At 43.6% G+C, this 18,357-nt stretch carries 16 protein-coding genes and 2 tRNA genes; 17 read left to right on the top strand and 1 reads right to left on the bottom strand.

The window, feature by feature from the left end; genetic code table 11:
• The first annotated feature begins 4 nt into the window (after positions 1 to 4).
• The 8 genes from ACHUFM_RS02085 (at position 5) to ACHUFM_RS02120 (ending at position 7,001) form a co-directional block, all read left to right on the top strand.
• Positions 5 to 79, top strand: a tRNA-Gly gene (locus ACHUFM_RS02085).
• A gap of 11 nt (positions 80 to 90) precedes the next feature.
• Positions 91 to 166, top strand: a tRNA-Glu gene (locus ACHUFM_RS02090).
• A gap of 47 nt (positions 167 to 213) precedes the next feature.
• Entirely contained in the window at positions 214 to 1,041 is an 828-nt protein-coding gene (gene pabC / locus ACHUFM_RS02095) for an aminodeoxychorismate lyase (protein WP_394179093.1), read from the top strand.
• Complete coding sequence (mltG, locus tag ACHUFM_RS02100; RefSeq protein WP_394179095.1) at positions 1,028 to 2,059, top strand: endolytic transglycosylase MltG; 1,032 nt, start codon at positions 1,028 to 1,030, stop codon at positions 2,057 to 2,059. Before pabC ends, mltG begins: the two co-directional genes overlap by 14 nt.
• A gap of 12 nt (positions 2,060 to 2,071) precedes the next feature.
• Positions 2,072 to 2,710, top strand: a complete 639-nt coding sequence (tmk, locus tag ACHUFM_RS02105; protein ID WP_394179098.1) for a dTMP kinase — start codon at positions 2,072 to 2,074, stop codon at positions 2,708 to 2,710.
• A gap of 2 nt (positions 2,711 to 2,712) precedes the next feature.
• Entirely contained in the window at positions 2,713 to 3,648 is a 936-nt protein-coding gene (gene holB, locus ACHUFM_RS02110; protein ID WP_394179100.1) for a DNA polymerase III subunit delta', read from the top strand.
• A 7-nt stretch (positions 3,649 to 3,655) separates the two neighbouring features.
• The gene (locus ACHUFM_RS02115) at positions 3,656 to 4,462 is read left to right on the top strand and encodes a TatD family hydrolase (protein WP_394179102.1); all 807 of its coding nucleotides are present in this window, start codon (positions 3,656 to 3,658) and stop codon (positions 4,460 to 4,462) included.
• Positions 4,463 to 4,574: 112 nt separating this feature from the next.
• Positions 4,575 to 7,001, top strand: a complete 2,427-nt coding sequence (locus ACHUFM_RS02120; protein ID WP_394179104.1) for a Lon protease family protein — start codon at positions 4,575 to 4,577, stop codon at positions 6,999 to 7,001.
• Here the strand turns inward: ACHUFM_RS02120 and ACHUFM_RS02125 are convergent.
• On the bottom strand, positions 6,998 to 7,291 hold the full coding sequence (locus ACHUFM_RS02125) for a hypothetical protein (protein ID WP_394179106.1): 294 nt from the start codon (positions 7,289 to 7,291) through the stop codon (positions 6,998 to 7,000). The two genes, ACHUFM_RS02120 and ACHUFM_RS02125, sit on opposite strands and share 4 nt — an antisense overlap.
• 181 nt (positions 7,292 to 7,472) lie before the next feature.
• Between ACHUFM_RS02125 and ACHUFM_RS02130 the strand changes: the two genes are divergently transcribed.
• From ACHUFM_RS02130 to ACHUFM_RS02170, 9 genes are all read left to right on the top strand, one after another.
• Entirely contained in the window at positions 7,473 to 7,904 is a 432-nt protein-coding gene (locus ACHUFM_RS02130) for a cytochrome b562 (protein WP_394179108.1), read from the top strand.
• A gap of 60 nt (positions 7,905 to 7,964) precedes the next feature.
• The gene (locus ACHUFM_RS02135) at positions 7,965 to 8,312 is read left to right on the top strand and encodes a hypothetical protein (RefSeq protein ID WP_394179110.1); all 348 of its coding nucleotides are present in this window, start codon (positions 7,965 to 7,967) and stop codon (positions 8,310 to 8,312) included.
• Positions 8,313 to 8,413: 101 nt separating this feature from the next.
• Positions 8,414 to 9,487: an AraC family transcriptional regulator gene (locus tag ACHUFM_RS02140; protein WP_394179112.1), complete on the top strand. Its 1,074-nt coding sequence runs from the start codon at positions 8,414 to 8,416 to the stop codon at positions 9,485 to 9,487.
• A 130-nt stretch (positions 9,488 to 9,617) separates the two neighbouring features.
• A complete protein-coding gene (locus tag ACHUFM_RS02145; RefSeq protein WP_394179114.1) occupies positions 9,618 to 11,387 on the top strand; it encodes an acyl-CoA dehydrogenase in 1,770 nt (589 codons plus the stop codon).
• Between the two features lie 42 nt (positions 11,388 to 11,429).
• Positions 11,430 to 13,079: an electron transfer flavoprotein-ubiquinone oxidoreductase gene (locus tag ACHUFM_RS02150; protein WP_394179116.1), complete on the top strand. Its 1,650-nt coding sequence runs from the start codon at positions 11,430 to 11,432 to the stop codon at positions 13,077 to 13,079.
• A 117-nt stretch (positions 13,080 to 13,196) separates the two neighbouring features.
• Positions 13,197 to 13,646 carry a YaiI/YqxD family protein gene (locus ACHUFM_RS02155; protein WP_394179118.1) on the top strand — a complete coding sequence of 150 codons (450 nt, stop codon included), beginning with the start codon at positions 13,197 to 13,199 and terminating at the stop codon, positions 13,644 to 13,646.
• Positions 13,647 to 13,738: 92 nt separating this feature from the next.
• Positions 13,739 to 15,028 carry an NAD(P)/FAD-dependent oxidoreductase gene (locus ACHUFM_RS02160; protein WP_394179120.1) on the top strand — a complete coding sequence of 430 codons (1,290 nt, stop codon included), beginning with the start codon at positions 13,739 to 13,741 and terminating at the stop codon, positions 15,026 to 15,028.
• A 159-nt stretch (positions 15,029 to 15,187) separates the two neighbouring features.
• Positions 15,188 to 15,640, top strand: coding sequence for a MerR family transcriptional regulator (locus tag ACHUFM_RS02165; RefSeq protein ID WP_394179122.1), 453 nt, complete (start codon positions 15,188 to 15,190; stop codon positions 15,638 to 15,640).
• Positions 15,624 to 18,185 carry a heavy metal translocating P-type ATPase gene (locus tag ACHUFM_RS02170; RefSeq protein WP_394179123.1) on the top strand — a complete coding sequence of 854 codons (2,562 nt, stop codon included), beginning with the start codon at positions 15,624 to 15,626 and terminating at the stop codon, positions 18,183 to 18,185. The genes ACHUFM_RS02165 and ACHUFM_RS02170 overlap by 17 nt, the downstream gene beginning before the upstream one ends.
• Positions 18,186 to 18,357 lie beyond the last annotated feature (172 nt).

Below are 18,357 nucleotides of genomic sequence, written 5' to 3' on the forward strand. Positions count from 1 at the left end.
TTTTGCGGGAATAGCTCAGTGGTAGAGCACAACCTTGCCAAGGTTGGGGTCGCGAGTTCGAGCCTCGTTTCCCGCTCCATTTCAAAATATGTCCCATTCGTCTAGAGGCCTAGGACACTGCCCTTTCACGGCAGTAACAGGGGTTCGAACCCCCTATGGGACGCCATTCTTTTTTGCGCTATCATAGCTGACTTTAATTTGAGCTTATTAGCCATGACTTGGTTTGTTAATTACACATTAGACACTTCAATTGCACCTGCTGATCGTGGATTAGCTTATGGTGATGGTGTGTTTGAAACCGTTCATGCCAATCAAAATGGATTCTTACGTTTACCCTCTCATTTAGCTCGCTTGTACAAAGGCCTAGAAAAGCTCTTAATGCCCTTTGATGCTGAGCAAAAAGAACAGCTATCTTATTTTTTACAAACCATTTTGCCTGATTACCTTAATAGCGATGCTGTTGTGAAAATAATAGTGACTCGTGGACAGGGTGGGCGAGGTTATCAGCCGCCCAAAACGGTAACGCACACCATCATAATCGGTATTTTACCGTTTCCCGACTATCAAGCTGAAAGCCTTCAAGGGGTTGGGGTGTCGCTGTCGCCTGTACCGGTTAATGCAAATCCGTATTTAGCGGGTATTAAACACCTTAATCGACTTGAGCATGTGATCGCCAAACAGCATTTGGCGGTTAATGATTTTGAAGCCATCATGTTGGACTCTCAGGGTAATGTTATCGAAGGTATACAGAGCAATGTCTTTTGGTTTAAAGATGACTGTCTATGTACTCCCGCTTTAGATCAGGCTGGCGTGGAAGGGACATACAGACAGGCAATTCTGGCCGAAATGGCAACGCAATCGACCTTGATAGAGAGCTTCACCGCGAAACACTTGCTAGCAGCGGATGAAGTGTTTATGGCGAACAGTTTAATGAAAATCGTTCCCGTTGTTCGGATTGATCGTCAAACCTTTACGATCGGTTCGAAGACTAAAAAATTACAATCTTTGATGCAAGCTAAGGAAATGCATGGCATACATTAAATGGTTCTACCGAGCAGTGTTTCTCATAATTACCTTGTTGGCCTTATGTGCTGGCTATCTTTATGTACAGGTAACCTCCCCAATCGCGTTATCTGAATCCATTACGTTTGAAGTCATCAAAGGTGACAGTGCATACAGTTTGGGGCACCGTTTACATTCAGACGGTCTCATTAAACAGCCATATCTAACTCGTGTTGTGGCCAAGTTAAAACCAGCTTGGGTGCCTAAAGTAGGGAAGTATGCGCTTGATCCTAGCATGAACTTAATACAGGTAATGTCTTTATTCGATTCAGGCGAATCCATTTCTTACGATATCACCCTGTTAGAAGGTAAAACGACGCAGGATTATCTATTGGCAATGAAAGCCAAAGGTAATATCAAAATGACTTTACTGGGTTTATCTGACAAAGAAATCGCCGAAAAGCTGGCGCTTAAAGTGGCTCATCCAGAAGGTCGTTTCTTTGCTAATACCTATCGATATCACGATGGTGACACGGATGTGAGTATTTTAAAGCATGCGAACGGTTTGTTAGTAAATACGCTGGACGTACTATGGCAGAACAAGGCGGAGGGGTTACCTTATAAAACCCCTTATGACGCTTTGATTATGGCATCCATTATTGAAAAAGAAACGGCGGTACCGGCAGAGCGTCCTTTGATCGCGAGAGTCTTCATCAGCCGTTTACAAAAACGCATGCGATTGCAAACGGACCCAACGGTAATTTATGGTTTAGGTGATGAATTTACAGGCAATTTGACGCGCAAAGGGTTACAGTCAAAATCGCCTTACAATACCTATCGTGTTTATGGTTTGCCACCGACGCCCATTGCCAATGTTGGACGTGAAGCCATAGCGGCCGCACTGAACCCGGGTCAAACTAAGGCACTTTACTTTGTCGCTAAAGGGGATGGTTCGCATGCCTTTTCTAACACCTTAAAAGAGCATAATCGAGCGGTAAGAAAATATCAGTATAAGCGTCGAGACGATTATCGTTCCACGCCTGAAGTTGCGCAGTAGAAGGTGAATGCCATGAAAGGAAAATTTATTACCCTTGAGGGTGGCGAAGGCAGTGGTAAGTCAACCGCCATCGAATCGATTAAGCAATGGCTTGATGAGCATTCCATACCATACCTGATGACACGTGAGCCTGGTGGGACGCCTTTAGCAGAAGATATTCGTAATTTAATTTTGCAAGCAAGAGAGGAATCTGTCAGTGATATGGCAGAGTTACTGCTGGTCTTTGCGGCACGAGCTCAACATATTGCGGAAAAAATTCGGCCAGCGCTTGAGCAGGGCATTTGGGTGATCAGTGATCGTTTCTTGGACTCATCTTATGTGTATCAGGGAAATGCTCGAGGCGGATCCTTTGCCATCATAGATCAATTGGCTGAATGGGTGGTGGCCGATTGTCAGCCTGATGCGACTTTGCTGCTAGATGTTTCTGTGGAAGTTGGTCAGCAACGAGTAGTGCAGCGTCAGCAGCAAGATAGATTAGATAAAGAGTCGTTTAACTTCCATGAGAAAGTGAGGCAAGGTTTTCTAGAACGTGCCGAAGCAGAGCCACAGCGAGTGTCCATTATCGATGCAAGTCAAGATATTGAATCGGTAAAACGACAGATTCAAGCTGAACTCGATCGTTTACAGTCAAATTGGACTTCAGGGAACTAGACATGTCAATTGCTCCTTGGTTGCAACAAAGTCAACAGCACATTCAGCGCCTCAAGGCGTCTGGGGATTTATCTCATGCGCTACTGATTACTGGCGCTGATGGTGTTGGACAAGAGTCTTTGGCGTTTGCGATGGCAAAAGATTTAATGTGCGAATCTCAGCAAGCGGCGGCGTGTGGTCAATGTCATTCTTGCCAATTAATGGCAGCGGATACGCACCCTGATTTTCGGGTGCTGGATGGTGAATCGGGCACGATCAAGGTTGATCAGATTCGCAACCTAGTGCAAAAAATCACACAGAAACCACAAGTCGGTCAAACCAAAGTAGTGCTGATTAGTCATGCTCAGTCAATGAACGTTAATGCTGCAAACGCTGTGCTTAAAGCGTTAGAAGAACCATCTGATCGCACTTTCTTTTTGTTAACGAGTTCACAATCAACCAGTTTGTTACCGACTATTCGCAGTCGCTGTTTATTAGTGAATGTGCCGACACCTAATATTACTCAAGTGGATGCTTGGCTTGCACAATACAACCCTGAAGCCAATTTAAGCCGCTTATTCTGGTTAACGACTCAACCTTTTCGCTTGTTATCGATTGATAAAAACCAAAAAACCGAATTGTTTTTAAGCTTGCCAGATAAAGTGAATCAGTTATTACAGCAAGAAATGACGGTGGCAGAGTTTCTAAAAGGACTAGATAGTCAAAATATCGAAGATTATTGCAATGGTTTGGCCGCCATACTTCATCAGTCGCTGTGTCATTCCGCAGGCGCCCCCTTGCACCCTTCGTTGGAAGCGGCCTACGCCAATCTGATTCGTCGAATTGGCATACGAGCCTTGATGGATCGCTATCAGGCCATACAAAATTTGAAATTGGCCCTACAAAAAACAAATTTAAACCCCATTATGCAATTAACAAACGAATTAAATCAGTGGTAACTCTTGTATGTTGATCGACACCCATTGCCATTTAGACATGTTAGATTTGGCGCCTTACGATAATAATTTAGACCTTGCAATTGATGCGGCTCACCAGCAGGGCGTACGCCAACTTCTGAGTATTTCAGTCGACCTTGATAAAATAGACACGATTCTGACTTTTACCCAGCGTGATGGTGTTTTTGCCAGTTGTGGTGTGCACCCATTGCAAACTGAGGGGCTATTGGCTGATCCTCAACGTCTGCTTGAACTGGCCAAGCATCCTAAAGTAGTGGCGATTGGTGAAACAGGGTTAGATTATTTTTACGAAAAATCCAGCGAGATTCACTTGGCGCAGCAAGACAGTTTTAAACATCATTTGATCGCTGCTGGTGAGCTTGGATTGCCTGTTATTGTTCATACACGTGAGGCGAAAAAAGACACCTTGTCCTTGATTCGACAGCATGGTAACCCTAATTCTGCCGGAGTTTTGCATTGTTTCACGGAAGATTATGAGATGGCCAAAGCCGCCGTAGATGAAAATTATCTGATTTCCATCTCAGGCATTGTGACCTTTAAAACAGCACAAGATTTAAAAGAAACAGTTCAAAAATTACCGCTTGAATCTTTGATTGTGGAAACGGATTCGCCTTACCTTGCTCCCGTACCATACCGTGGTAAGAAAAATGAGCCGAAATATGTCGCCGAGGTAGCACAATATGTCGCCGATTTAAAAGGCATTCGTTATGAAGAGCTATTAGAGGCTACGGCGACAAACTTCCATCGTGTCTTTAACAGAGTGCCCATGAACGAGCACTTAGTTCTTAGCGTTTAGTATTTTTGTAGGACTGTCACTCAACTGAGTGTTAGTCTTACCTATTTATCATTTACAGACCCCAAGCATGACAAGTTAGCTATTACTTGTTATCTCATAAGGAAGCTCATTGATGTCCAATATGGTTACTGCTTTACCTTACCAAGCGCTTGCTGCCAAAGTACCAACAGATCACTTACCTTTTAAAACCCTAAAAGACATTGAGCCCCTGAGCGGCATTCTAGGCCAAGAGCGTGCCGTAGAGGCGATTCAGTTTGGTGTGGCTATGCAGCGCCCTGGTTACAATATCTACGCTATGGGTGATTCTGGAACCGGTCGTTCTTCTTATGTGATGAGCTATTTGAAAAGCGAAGCAAAGCGTCGACCTGCACCAACCGAATGGGTATACGTGAATAACTTCACAGAAAGCTATCGCCCTAAAGCCATTGAATTTGCGCCGGATATGGCGTCTGAGTTTGAAAAAGAAATTCGCGGCTTGATTGACGGTTTAATGGCGACGTTTCCTGCAGCTTTTGAAAACCCGACTTACCAACAGCAAAAGAGCATCATAGATCGCGCTTTTAATGATAAATATGAAGCGGCAATTAATCGTGTTGAGCGAGTATCAGGCAAAATTGGTGTCGCCATGTTCCGCGATGCATCATCCGTCAGTTTTGCACCGATGAAAGAAGGAAAGGCGCTGGAAGAAAATGAATTTGCTGCGTTGACTGATGAAGAACGTGACGCTTTCCAAGAAGGCGTTTCTACATTAGAAGGTTTACTTAACGAAGAGTTACTAGGTTTGCCTCAATGGAAGCGCGAAACCTATGACTTATTGCGTCAGTTAAATTTAGATACGGTGAAAGAAGCGCTTGACCCCTTAATGCAGCCGCTGCTAGATACCTACAAAGAGCACGAGCAAGTTATTGAATACCTTACTGCTCTGCGTGCGGATCTCGACAAAACCATCATAGATCAAATGGCGGACGATAAAGCGTCTGAAAATCGTGATGAAGTGGGTCGTCGACAAATGTACGAAGATTTGTATCTGCCTAATATTGCGGTGACAAACGAAAAAGACGGTGGGCAGCCAGTGATTTATGAGCCGCACCCAACTTATCGTAATTTATTTGGTCAAGTTGAACACAGCAGTGACCAGGGGATGCTGGTGACCAGTTATCGCCTTATTCGCTCTGGTAGTTTGCACGCTGCAAATGGCGGCTATTTGATTTTAGATGCTGAAAAATTACTGACGGATCATTACTTGTGGGAAGCTTTGAAGCGAGCTCTCAAGAGTAAGACGCTTAAGATTGAGCACCCTTATTCAGACATGGGACTCATGAATACCACCACCTTAACGCCACAAGACTTGCCTCTACAGGTTAAGGTGGTGTTAATTGGGGCTCGAGACATTTACTACTTACTGCAAGATGCCGATCCAGATTTTCAAGAAATGTTCCGTGTACTTGTGGACTTTGATGACAGCTTAAAGCGTACTAAGGAATCAGAATACGCGTTTGCTCGTTTGATGAAAGATCGAGTCGATAAAGAGGAATACGCTAACGTAACGCGTGATGGTGTGGCTGCATTGATTGAATACAGCAGCCGTCTCGCGGAGCATCAACGTGAAATGGCAGCCAAAATTGGCGATGTTTTTGAGTTGCTTGGCGAAGCGGACTTTGTTCGTCAAATGGCCAAGGACGAAGAAATTAATGCTGATCACATCCAGCGAGCATTGAAAGCCAAGAAGCATCGTACAGGCCGTGTTAGTGAGAAGATCATCGAAGAAATCATCGAAGGTACAGTGTTACTGGAAAGTGATGGTTATGCTGTAGGGAAAATCAATGGCTTAACCGTGATGCAGATAGGTGACAGTAGCTTTGGTGCCCCAGCACGTATTTCGACGACCGTTTATCCTGGTGGTAAAGGTATTATCGATATTGAGCGCGAGTCTAACCTTGGTCAGAATATTCACTCCAAAGGCGTGTTGATTCTATCTGGTTACTTAGGTAACAAGTACGCCCAGCGTTTCCCGCTTGAAATTTCAGCTTCTATTGCCATGGAGCAAAGCTATGGTTATGTGGATGGAGACAGTGCGTCAACGGCTGAATTATGCTGCCTTTTATCTGCACTCATTCAAGTGCCGTTACGCCAAGATTTGGCCATCACAGGTTCATTGAACCAGTACGGGGAAGTACAAGCAATTGGTGGCGTGAATGAAAAAATCGAAGGCTTCTTCAATGTTTGTCAAGCGCGAGAATTAACGGGTAAGCAGGGGGTGATTATTCCCAAGTCAAATGCCAATAACTTGATGCTAAATGATGACATTCTTGAAGCAGTCAAAGCTGGTTTGTTTCACATTTATGCGATTGAATCAGCTGACGAAGCATTACACCTGTTAACCGGTATAGAGCCAGGGGTTCCAGATGAAGATGGCGACTATCCTGAAGGAACCTTGTCTTTCAAAGTTATCCAGCGTTTGGAGGAAATTGCCAAGCTTGGCGAAGACGAAGAAGATGAAGACGAAGGAAATGCAGAGGAAAACGAGAAAAAAGCTTAGTGCTTACCATTGGTTCGTTTCATTATTTGCGCTTTGCACTTTGAGTTAATCAAAGAAAACACCGTATAGTAGAGGTCGTCCGCTTTAACATAGATATAGCTGGCGACCTCTTTACGTTTACTGGGTAAATGTTTTTTCAGTACCATGGCGCGCTTAAAGGCTTTTCCTGAGACGTATTTCTCGGCAGCTTTATCTGCAGCGGCTCTGGAATCCCAATCAGGGCATTCTGCATAGGCTTGTGTTGCACTTAATAGGATTAAAAAGGCGGATAGGCATTTGACCAGGTACATGAATTCATCTCTTAATCAATAATTCCCTCTAGTATCCATTAACGATGCCTCTACTGGCAAGCTTAGCGATGAAAACGAAAATCTGCTCTCATTCGCTGGTGCTTTTCTCTTTGAAAATGCTATTTTAATAGCGTGGGAAAGGCGGAAACCAAATAACAGTAAATATCAAAAGGGTGTTTTTATGAAAAAAAGCTTGCTTGCCGGGGCAATCTTGTTGGCGACGTTCTCGTCTGTCAGCATGGCACATGGTTCATGTGGTGATACGGATTTACATGGTTATATGCAGGATATTAAAAGTGACATGCGTCAAATGTCATCGGCTGTGAAGTCTGGTGATTTTGATAGCGCAACAGAGTATGTTGATCAGTTGATTGTCTCCTTTCAGAAATCTCGTAATACTCATCCGCATCAATTTGAAATGGATGGTTTAGAAGGTGAGGCGTTGGCTCAACAAACAGAACAATATGTCGAGTTGATCGATAGCACAATTAAAACCCTAGAGGATTTGAATATGGCATTAGCGGCAAATGATAAAAAAGCCATACGTCAGCTGGCTGGCGAGATGGGGAAACATCGTAAAGTTGGCCACAGCACTTTTAAAGGAAGTTGCTAATCCCCTTGATGACCTAGACTTTAATCGCTGTTACAATGCGCGCGTTAAAGAGAGGAAATTATGGCTCGTGTAAAAAAATCACGTTCAATGCGTGGAAAGTTAGGTAAAACTGGCTCAAAAGAGATGATGAAAGAGCAAAATAAAGCTCGTAAGGCATCTTCTGTCCGTCGTTTTGCAACAAAGAAATCAAAGCAGCGTAAAGATCAAGCTCATAAGAAATTAGAGCGTCTAGGGCTTTTACCAGAAAAAGAAGAGGCAGTTCCAGCAGCTCGCCCTCGTCGTTTTGTGTTTGTTAAGCCTGAGGCAGAAAAGCCGTCAGAGCCTACTAAGGTGTCTGAATCTGTCCAGTCTGATCGTGAAGATTTATCTGTAGATGAACTTTTGTCTGCATTTACAGAAGAAAATTAAGCAAAAGTATGTAGAATTAGAAAGGCTGCCTTGCAGCCTTTTTTTATGCTCCAAGTTTCTGATTTGTATTGATTAAATTTTAATTGATTAAGGTGACAACATTGAAAGCTTCCGTTCCTATGTCGAGTGTTCGCTATCTTCTAAAAGCAGTAGAGAAACAAGGGCTCGATCGAGAAGCGGTGCTAGAAAGCCTGGAAATTACCGCTGAAGAGCTGGAGCAGAGTGATTCTTTCTCTGCTTATCGATTTGGTATGTTATATCAAAAAATCATGTGGCTAATGCAGGATGAGTCGTTCGGTATGCTAAGTGGTGGGAAAATTCCAAATGGGACTTTTCGCATGATGTGTCTGTGTATTATTCATGCACGCAGCTTGGCACATGCTCTGTATCGTTGTAGTGATTTTTATGAAATTTGTCGTGGTCCAACAGTTAAACCTGTACTGATCAAAAAAGGTCGCTTTGCTATGGTGACCTTTGGGCCATTAAGCTCATCCGATGAAGACATCGACAGTTTGGTTTTGGCCGAGTCCAATGAACAGCTGAGAACAACCTTGTCTATGTGGCATCATTTCATTTGCTGGTTAATTGGTCGTCGTTTAAACCTTAAAGCCGCGTATTTTACCAATGAGCGCCCCAATGATGTGGAATACTACAAAACCTTGTTCCAATCGGAAGTAAAGTTTAATCAGCATGCTAACGCACTGGTGTTTCCAGCCAGTTATCTGGATATGCCTATTGTCCAAACCGAAGACAGTCTACGAGGCTTTTTGAAAACCGCGCCTTATCAATTATTGGTGATGGTTGAGAACGACAACAGCTTGAAGTCACAAGTCATGGCCATGTTAGGGAAAGATTTTTCTCGAGAGATGCCAAGTGCGGAAGAAGTTGCCAGTGGCTTAAACATGAGTGTTTCTACTTTGCGCCGCCGATTAAATGATGAAAAAACCTCTTATCAGCAGATCAAAGATGAGTGTCGTAAGGAGGCTGCGATTACCTACATGAATGCGCCTCAGTTAAGCATTAATGATATTGCCGCCTTGATGGGCTTTGATGAACCCAGTGCCTTTTTTCGATCATTTAAGAAATGGACAGGTATGACACCGGGTGAATACCGAAAAAGTGAGGAATATTTAAAGTTCGGTAAGGATATGAAACGCCCTGATAATAGGGGCTGAATCATGCCTTGTTGGCATTGTGAATGTATTTGTTAGAAATATAGGTTTGAAATGTTATTGAGGAATTGGCGTTCTTTTTCCATTCTATAGGTATACATCCGCTCGGATAACTTATACCGGAGAATAAAAAATGAGCGATTACCAATATCCTGTAAATGACATTTTGTTTAGCCTGCTTTCTGTTGCCGACATCAATAAGTTGGCGCCTTACCTAGACGATCCCATTGATCAAGAATTGCTTGAAGCCATTTTAGGCGAAGCTGGAAAACTTTCTGAGCAAGTTATTGCGCCAATTAATGCGAGTGGCGACAGTGAAGGTTCAAGAGTTGAGAATGGTGAGGTAATTGAAGCAAAAGGTTTTAAAGAAGCTTTCAAAGCCTATACCGATGGCGGCTGGGTTGGCTTATCTGGTGACCCAGAATACGGAGGTCAAGGGCTACCATCCTTCATTGCGACGGCCGTAAACGAAGGCGTGCAATCTGCGAACTTAGCTTTTTCTCTGTGTCCTTTATTAAGTCACGGGGCAATCGAAGCCATCAGTCATCACGCCAGTGATGAATTAAAGTCGCAATACCTTCCCAAGATGCTTAGTGGTGAGTGGGCCGGCACCATGAACCTGACTGAGCCATCTGCTGGCTCTGATCTTGCGGCTATTGCTTGTAAAGCGATACCAGACGGTGATGCTTACCGTATTAAAGGCCAAAAAATCTACATTACATGGGGCGATCACCAAATGAGCGATAACATCATTCATTTGGTGTTAGCTCGTCTTCCTGACGCGCCAGAGGGTGTTAAAGGCATTTCTTTATTCTTAGCACCGAAGTTCTTGTTAGATGACGCGGGAGAGCCTTCACAGCGCAACGATGTGCAAGTCGTGTCTGTGGAACATAAATTGGGCATTCATGCATCACCTACTTGTGTGATGAGCTTTGGTGAGAACGAAGGGGCATTAGGTTACCTAGTTGGTGAAAAGCATCAGGGGCTAAAAGCCATGTTCACTATGATGAACAATGCTCGCCAAGGTGTTGGATTACAAGGTCTGGCGATTGCAGAGCGCGCTTATCAACAAGCTTTAGCTTATGCCAAAGAGCGTAAACAAGGTATGAAAGCTGATCGTTCTGGAAAAGCAGCTATTATCGAGCATCCAGATGTACTGCGCATGTTGATGACAATGAAGTCGCAAATTGACGCAATGCGCTCATTAGTTTATGTGGCAGCCGTTGAGAATGATCTTTCCCATATTGCCGATGGTGAGGTGAAGCAAAAAGCGGTTGCAAGAACAGCACTTTACACACCAATCGTAAAAGGCTGGATCACTGAGCAAGCTCAAGAAATTACTTCCTTAGCCATTCAAGTACATGGAGGCATGGGGTTCATTGAAGAAACAGGGGTCGCACAACATGCTCGTGACGCTCGAATCTTACCGATTTATGAAGGTACTAATGGTATCCAGGCTATCGACTTGATTGGACGTAAACTTTATGCCGATAAAGGCGCTGCTATGCAGGATTTGTTGGCTGAGATGGGAGCTGATTTATACCAATGGAAAGCAGACAATTTTAATGCGCCGCTAGAAAAATTAGACAATGCTTTAGAACAAGCTAAACAAGCGACCGATTTTTGTTTAGCTGCAATGCAAAAAGACAGTACGTTAGGTACAGGTTCCGCCTATGCTTATATGATGTTAATGGGTTATGTCGTTGGTGCTTGGTTGCAAATCAAAGCCTTGGCGGCAAGTCAGCAAGATGCGCAAATGGGCAATCAACAAAAACAATCTTGGTGTCAGTCAGTGGTCTTTTATTGTGATCATATTTTGCCAAGAGCAAGTGCTTTCTATCAGGCCATTGAGTCTGGTCACGAGTCGGTAGAAGTACTAAATGAAACAAGCTTTGCGCGTTAATATAGCGAAATAACAATAAAAATGCCGTTGTTGGGAGGCAGTATGACAGATAGAGAAGTAATGGAATTTGATGTGGTGATTGTCGGTGGTGGCCCAGCAGGTCTTTCCACTGCGTGCCGCATTATGCAAAAGGCTCAGGCTGATGAAAAAGAAATCAGCGTTTGTTTGGTCGAAAAGGGTTCAGAAATTGGTGCGCATATTTTGTCTGGCGCAGTGGTAGACCCAAAAGCTTTGACCGAATTGTTTCCAGATTGGCAAGAAATGGGCGCACCACTTGAAACCAAAGTGAATGTGGATGAGCTACATTGGTTAAGTTCAGATACTTCTGGTCGCCAGTTAAGCCGTTGGATGATGCCAAAAACCTTGCACAATGATGGTAATTACATCATTAGTTTAGGCAACCTTACTCGCTGGTTAGCGGAGCAAGCTGAAAACCTAGGCGTAGAAGTCTTTCCTGGATTCTCTGCTGCCCAATTGGCTTACGATGAAGAAGGCAAGGTTGAAGGCATTATCACAGGGGATATGGGCATAGCGGCAGATGGTGCGGAAAAAGACAGCTACATGCCAGGTATGCTGTTGAAAGCCAAATACACGATTTTCTCTGAAGGCTGCCGTGGCCATTTAGGTAAAGAGCTTATTGCTCAATATAAGCTGGATGAAGGCAAAGCCCCACAACATTACGGTCTAGGCATTAAAGAATTATGGGACGTTCCTGCTGAAATGAGTAAGCCTGGCACAGTCATTCACACGGCAGGTTGGCCATTAGGTAAAGAAGCGGGCGGAGGTGGCTTCCTATATCACCTTGAGAATAATCAAGTGGTGGTCGGTTTGATCGTGGATCTTAATTATAAGAATCCGCACCTAAGCCCTTATGATGAATTTCAGCGTTACAAACATCATCCAGTTATAGCAAAGCATTTAGATGGGGCCAAACGAGTTTCTTACGGAGCGCGAGCCATTGCTAAAGGTGGTTGGTCTTCATTGCCAAAATTGAGTTTCCCGGGTGGTCTTATTATCGGTTGCGATGCCGGTACCCTGAACCCAGCTAAGATTAAAGGAACTCATACCGCCATGAAGAGTGGCATGATAGCCGCTGACACTGTTTATGACGCATTGCAAGCAGACAGCTTCGTGGCTGAGCTTGCTCATTTTGATGAAGCGCTTGCGTCATCATGGTTGGGTAAAGAGTTGCAGCAAGCGCGAAACTTTGTTCCTGTTATGCATAAGTTAGGTACTTTCTGGGGTGGTGCTTATAACTGGTTAGATCAAAATATCTTTTCGGGAAGCCTGCCTTTTACATTCAATGATATGACGCCAGATTACGCTTGCCTTGAAACAGCGGACAAACATACGGCGCCAGAATATCGTAAGCCTGATGGCTTATTAAGCTTTGATAAGCCTTCTTCTGTGTTTCTTTCTAATACGAATCATGAAGAAGATCAGCCTTGTCACTTGAAGTTGAAAGATGCTGCTATTCCATTAAATCAGAATTTGCCTAAATACAATGAGCCTGCTCAGCGTTATTGTCCGGCAGGTGTGTATGAAGTGGTTGAGTCAGATGGCGAGTCACGCTTTCAAATTAATTCGCAAAACTGCGTTCACTGCAAAACGTGTGATATTAAAGATCCCGCTCAAAATATCACTTGGGTAACACCTGAGGGAGCTGGCGGTCCAAACTACCCTAATATGTAACATAAGCAGGGTAAAACAAAACAAGGAGACAGTCGTCTCCTTGTTTTGTTTCATATTCGTCACTGGATTTACACTTCAGCCTGTTTAATAATGTGCTCCACAATATAAGGGGTTATTATGCGTTTATGGGTTGATGCGGACGCCTGTCCAAATGTGATCAAAAATATATTATTTCGTGCCGCTGAACGAGTTCAAGTGCCATGCATATTAGTAGCAAACCAAGCCATTGCTATACCACCATCCAAATGGGTTGAGCGTCGCGTTGTCAGCTCAGGTTTTGATGTTGCCGATAATTATATTGTAGAGCAAGCCTCACCAAATGATTTAGTCGTTACCGCTGATATTCCATTAGCATCGGAAGTGATTGATAAAGGGGCTTTAGCCATTAACCCTCGCGGTGAACTTTATACGAAAGAAAACATCAAGCAACGCCTAAATATGCGCGATTTTATGGAACAAATGCGTTCCTCAGGCGTGCAAACAGGTGGGCCAGCTAGTTTTAGTCAACAAGATAGAATGGCATTTGCCAATACGCTCGATAAATTATTAGCACAACGGGCAACCTAGTTGCCTGTTAGTTAGCTGAATGAGAATTGTGTTATCGGGAAAGGGTTTTAAGAATCTTTTCCCGATAATTCAACATTTATAGGTGAGCACATATGAAAAAGATTGTGGTTGTTGGTGGTGGTGCTGGCGGATTAGAGCTGGTGACCAAACTCGGTAAAACATTTGGAAAAAAGCGCCAAGCAGAGGTCGTGTTGATCGACCGAAGTCAGACGCACATATGGAAGCCCCTGCTTCATGAGGTGGCGACAGGTTCGTTAGACATTAATAATGATGGTCTAAACTATCGCGCCCACGCTGCCAAACATCATTATCAATTTCAACTTGGCACACTAATTAATGTTGACCCCAAAGAGCGAGTATTAACCCTTGCAGCCATTGATGATGATAAAGGTCATCAAGTCTTACCGGAACGGCATCTCAGTTACGATATTTTGGTGATGGCCGTTGGTAGTGTGAGCAATGACTTTGGAACACCAGGTGTCGCTGAACATTGCTATTTTCTAGATTCTCATCGCCAAGCTGAGCGTTTCCAGCAAGCGTTACTACAACAATTCTTACGAGTGAATCAAGAAGGTGCTGACTCTAAGCTTAAACTTGCGATTGTTGGCGGTGGCGCAACTGGAGTTGAATTGTCCGCTGAATTATTCCATGTAGCTGAATTAATGAAGTCTTATGGAATGCCAGACATGTCAGGCAAACGGGTTCAGGTGCAATTAATTGAAGCGGGTGAGCGTATTTTACCGGCTTTACCAGAGCGCATTGCTGGTTTAGCCAGTAAAGAGCTACAGCACCTTGGTGTTCATATCAGCGAGAAAACACGAGTGGTTCGCGCCTTTGATGGTGGGTTCCAGACAGCGGAAGAAGAAACAATCGATGCTCATCTTATGATTTGGGCGGCAGGCGTGAAGGCACCAGATTTTGTGGCGAACATTGAAGGCTTTGAAACGACACGTAATAATCAAATTTTGGTAAAAAACACGCTGCAAGCAACTGAGTTTGATAACGTTTATGTTATTGGTGACTGTTGTGCCTGTAAGCAAGCAGATGGTTCTTTTGTGCCACCAAGAGCGCAGTCGGCGCATCAAATGGCATCATTAGTGTTTACTAATATTAAAGCGTCTTTTTTAGGTGAAACTCAAAAAGAGTACACCTATAAAGACTATGGTTCTTTAGTGAACTTAAGTCGCTACAGTACAGTAGGCAGCTTAATGGGGAATTTAAGCAGTCGCTCTATGTTTATTGAAGGGCGTTTGGCTCGATTTGTTTATGTATCCCTTTATCGTCTTCACCTGATTGCCATACACGGTTGGTTCAAAGCGACCATCATCATGGCAGCGCAGAAGGTGGGTAAAGTTGTGAAACCGAAATTGAAACTCCATTAATTACTTTTTTTCGAGATTCTTGATCGCGCCAAATGGCCTTTCGTTTAGGTCTAAAACCGATATGCAGTTTGTGTATCGGTTTTTTTTGCTCTGATATTTGACCTATGTGTAACTCATAGGTTTTATACTCTTTAGAATTAATTCAGAAGGAGGTGTGATATGCGAGTCAGTGAAATAGCAAGAAAAGCCCTAGTCACACCGGATACAGTGCGTCATTACACTCGCCTAGGCTTAATCACGGCTGAGCGAAATCCTGATAACAATTATCAATTCTATGACAAAACGGCTTTGCAAAGGTTGAAATTTATTCGCCAAGCAACGGAGCTGGGCTTTAGTCTTAAACAAGTAGAGAATATCCTGCAACAATCTGACTGTGGTGATTCGCCTTGCCCTATGGTCAGAGATTTACTGCAGCAAAAGGTGCCGGAAACAAAAGCCAAAATAGCACAGTTACAAGCACACCTAGCAAAAATGGAAACGGCATTGGCAGCTTGGGAATCCATGCCAGACGGCGTACCAGATGGTCACTCTATTTGTTGCTTAATAGAAGATTGGGAAAACGTTTCCCTACAAGATAACGCACCGGAGGGATGTCATGACGGATGTAAATAAAGATAAAGTGTCTTTGTCTGTTTACGGTATGAGTTGCCAAGGTTGTGTTCGAAAAATCCGTGAACAAATTCAATTAAAAAGCCCAAATGCCGACGTGATTGGTGATCCAAAGGCAAATTATTTAGAGGTTTTATCGGATTTGAACTTTGCGCAAATTCAGAGAGCCGTTGAGCAAGCAGGGTTTGCCATAAGTGCCAATAAACTAAACCAAGAAATCAATCCTTCCTCGTCTAGTAATGATGCAGAATTGGATAAGCCGTCCTCTGAAGGAAAGACAAAACAAGCAGTAGATTATCAAATTGCCATCTCGGGAATGACCTGTGCTGGTTGTGTAAATACCGTTCAGTCAGCGTTAGCCAAAGTGGATGGCACCAAAAAAGTTGAAGTGAATTTTGCAAGCCATCTGGCTCAAGTGTCCAGCTCCGCCAGCCTTCAAAACTTGTTAACAGCGATAAGCGAAGCCGGTTATCAAGGTGAGTTAGTAACGGATGCGCAACTAAATGCAGAGCAAAAAATAGTAAAGGATGCTAATGAATATCGGCAGAAAATCTCCTCATCCTTCATGGGGCTCTCTCTTGGTATACCGCTTATGCTGTATGGCCTATTAGGTGGCAGCATGAAAGTGAGTTCGCTCACTGAACAATTTATTTGGTTTTTTATTGGCTCTGTATGTGCGCTTATCATGTATTTTGCAGGTAAGCATTATTTCATAAGCGCATGGAAAGCGGTGCGTTCACATCATGCCAATATGGATTTGTTAATTGCTATTGGGACTGGCAGTGCTTGGTTATATTCCATGTTTGTGGTGTTGTATCCAGACTTTTTACCAGCGAATACTCGGCATTTGTATTTTGAAGCCGCAGTCATGATCATCGGTTTAATCAATCTCGGCCAGGCGCTTGAGGTGAAAACGAGAAGCAAAACCAATCAAGCTCTGCAGAAGTTGTTAGGTCTAGCCCCCAAGCAAGCGATACTGATTCGTGATGGGCAGGATGTTCAGGTCTCTGTTGCAAACGTAAATGTGGGTAATGTACTTCGGTTGCGCTCCGGCGATGCAGTACCCGTCGATGGTGACGTGATTGAAGGCCAGTCCTATTTAAATGAAGCCATGTTAACGGGAGAATCCGTTCCTGTTCGCAAAGCTGTAGGGGATTCGGTTAAGGCTGGCACCATTAATATGAATGGCAGCCTAGTTATTAAAGTGCTTAAAACGGGGAAACAAACCCAATTGGCTAAGATAGTCGATATGGTCAGTCGCGCACAAAATTCAAAACCGCCAATCAGCCATTTGGCAGATAACGTCGCGGCAGTATTTGTACCAAGCGTCATCATCATTGCCATACTGACTGCATTAGCTTGGTTTAACTTCGCCAATGCCCATGATTATTCCTACATACTAGTAACCGCTGTTTCTGTGTTGATCATAGCTTGTCCCTGTGCACTCGGTTTAGCAACGCCAATTTCAACTATGATTGGGGTGGGGAAGGCGGCTGAAGTAGGAGGGCTGATTCGTAATGGTGAAGCGTTACAGGTGGCAAGTAATATTGACTGTCTAGTTTTCGATAAAACAGGCACCATCACACAAGGAAAACCCAGTGTTACTAAGGTTGATTATATTAGTGAGCGCGCTCATATCGACTTCGCTAATGCTTTGGTTAAAGCCCTTGAAAGTAAAGTGAGCCATCCGTTAGCTCAAGCTTTACTTGAATACATTGATCAACAAGACTCAAAGCAAACCACAGATAAAGCTTCAATTGATCACATCACATTGAGCGAATATGAAAACTTACCTGGTTTAGGAGTCCGCGGACGATTTCAAAATGACTGGTATTATCTAGGTAATGAAAAACTGCTTAGCCAAGTTGGTTTGTCTGTATCGTCCTCAGTAAATACAGAGGAGGCAGGGAGTCATGTCTACTTGTTTTCGAGCGACACATTGCTGAGCCATTATTTGCTGCAAGATCCAATTCAAGAAAGTGCTGTTAAGGCACTAAAAAACCTTAAGAGCATGGACATAAAATTGATCATGCTGACCGGTGATCAAAAAGTGAACGCGTCGCAGGTTGCCGCGCAACTAAACTTAGATGAGTATCACGCAGAATTGATGCCCGAAAACAAATTAGAATGGATTAAGTCCCTACAGCATCAAGGGAATATTGTTGGCATGGTAGGTGATGGGATCAATGATGCGCCAGCATTAGCGCAGGCAAATGTGAGCTTTGCAATGGGTGAGGGTACGGATGTGGCGATGGAAAGTGCGGATGTCACTTTATTGCATAATAACCTGAATGCTTTAGTGGATGTCATTGCGGTGAGCAAGGTAAGCATTCGTAATATCAAACAAAATCTTTGGGGAGCCTTTGCTTACAACGCCTTAAGCATACCTATTGCTGCAGGTTTGCTCTATCCCATAACTGGCTGGTTGCTCAGTCCTATTATTGCTGGCATGGCCATGTCTTTGTCTTCTGTCACGGTCGTGTTGAATGCGAACAGGCTTAGGCAAGTGATTAAAATCAAACTGAAGGAGGTTGAGCGTGCTCATTAATTTATTAGGTGTACTTGCAATCGTTTTTGTCGTTTATTGGTTCTGGGTGGCCAAGAAGTGATCAATCAATGTGCTTATTTATTTTATTCATAAGACGATAATTCAAATACGCCACATTATTATGGAAAGTTTTCCTTTATAAGGAGATATGGTTTATGACCCCATACCAGAT

It is taken from the genome of Marinomonas posidonica, from assembly GCF_043643765.1.
GTDB classification, from domain to species: Bacteria; Pseudomonadota; Gammaproteobacteria; order Pseudomonadales; family Marinomonadaceae; genus Marinomonas; species Marinomonas posidonica_A.

Coding starts and splice junctions, on each gene's coding strand:
- pabC (WP_394179093.1), top strand. CDS start 214: ATGACTTGGTTTGTTAATTACACATTAGACACTTCAATTGCACCTGCT.
- mltG (WP_394179095.1), top strand. CDS start 1,028: ATGGCATACATTAAATGGTTCTACCGAGCAGTGTTTCTCATAATTACC.
- tmk (WP_394179098.1), top strand. CDS start 2,072: ATGAAAGGAAAATTTATTACCCTTGAGGGTGGCGAAGGCAGTGGTAAG.
- holB (WP_394179100.1), top strand. CDS start 2,713: ATGTCAATTGCTCCTTGGTTGCAACAAAGTCAACAGCACATTCAGCGC.
- ACHUFM_RS02115 (WP_394179102.1), top strand. CDS start 3,656: ATGTTGATCGACACCCATTGCCATTTAGACATGTTAGATTTGGCGCCT.
- ACHUFM_RS02120 (WP_394179104.1), top strand. CDS start 4,575: ATGTCCAATATGGTTACTGCTTTACCTTACCAAGCGCTTGCTGCCAAA.
- ACHUFM_RS02125 (WP_394179106.1), bottom strand. CDS start 7,291: ATGTACCTGGTCAAATGCCTATCCGCCTTTTTAATCCTATTAAGTGCA.
- ACHUFM_RS02130 (WP_394179108.1), top strand. CDS start 7,473: ATGAAAAAAAGCTTGCTTGCCGGGGCAATCTTGTTGGCGACGTTCTCG.
- ACHUFM_RS02135 (WP_394179110.1), top strand. CDS start 7,965: ATGGCTCGTGTAAAAAAATCACGTTCAATGCGTGGAAAGTTAGGTAAA.
- ACHUFM_RS02145 (WP_394179114.1), top strand. CDS start 9,618: ATGAGCGATTACCAATATCCTGTAAATGACATTTTGTTTAGCCTGCTT.
- ACHUFM_RS02150 (WP_394179116.1), top strand. CDS start 11,430: ATGACAGATAGAGAAGTAATGGAATTTGATGTGGTGATTGTCGGTGGT.
- ACHUFM_RS02155 (WP_394179118.1), top strand. CDS start 13,197: ATGCGTTTATGGGTTGATGCGGACGCCTGTCCAAATGTGATCAAAAAT.
- ACHUFM_RS02160 (WP_394179120.1), top strand. CDS start 13,739: ATGAAAAAGATTGTGGTTGTTGGTGGTGGTGCTGGCGGATTAGAGCTG.
- ACHUFM_RS02165 (WP_394179122.1), top strand. CDS start 15,188: ATGCGAGTCAGTGAAATAGCAAGAAAAGCCCTAGTCACACCGGATACA.
- ACHUFM_RS02170 (WP_394179123.1), top strand. CDS start 15,624: ATGACGGATGTAAATAAAGATAAAGTGTCTTTGTCTGTTTACGGTATG.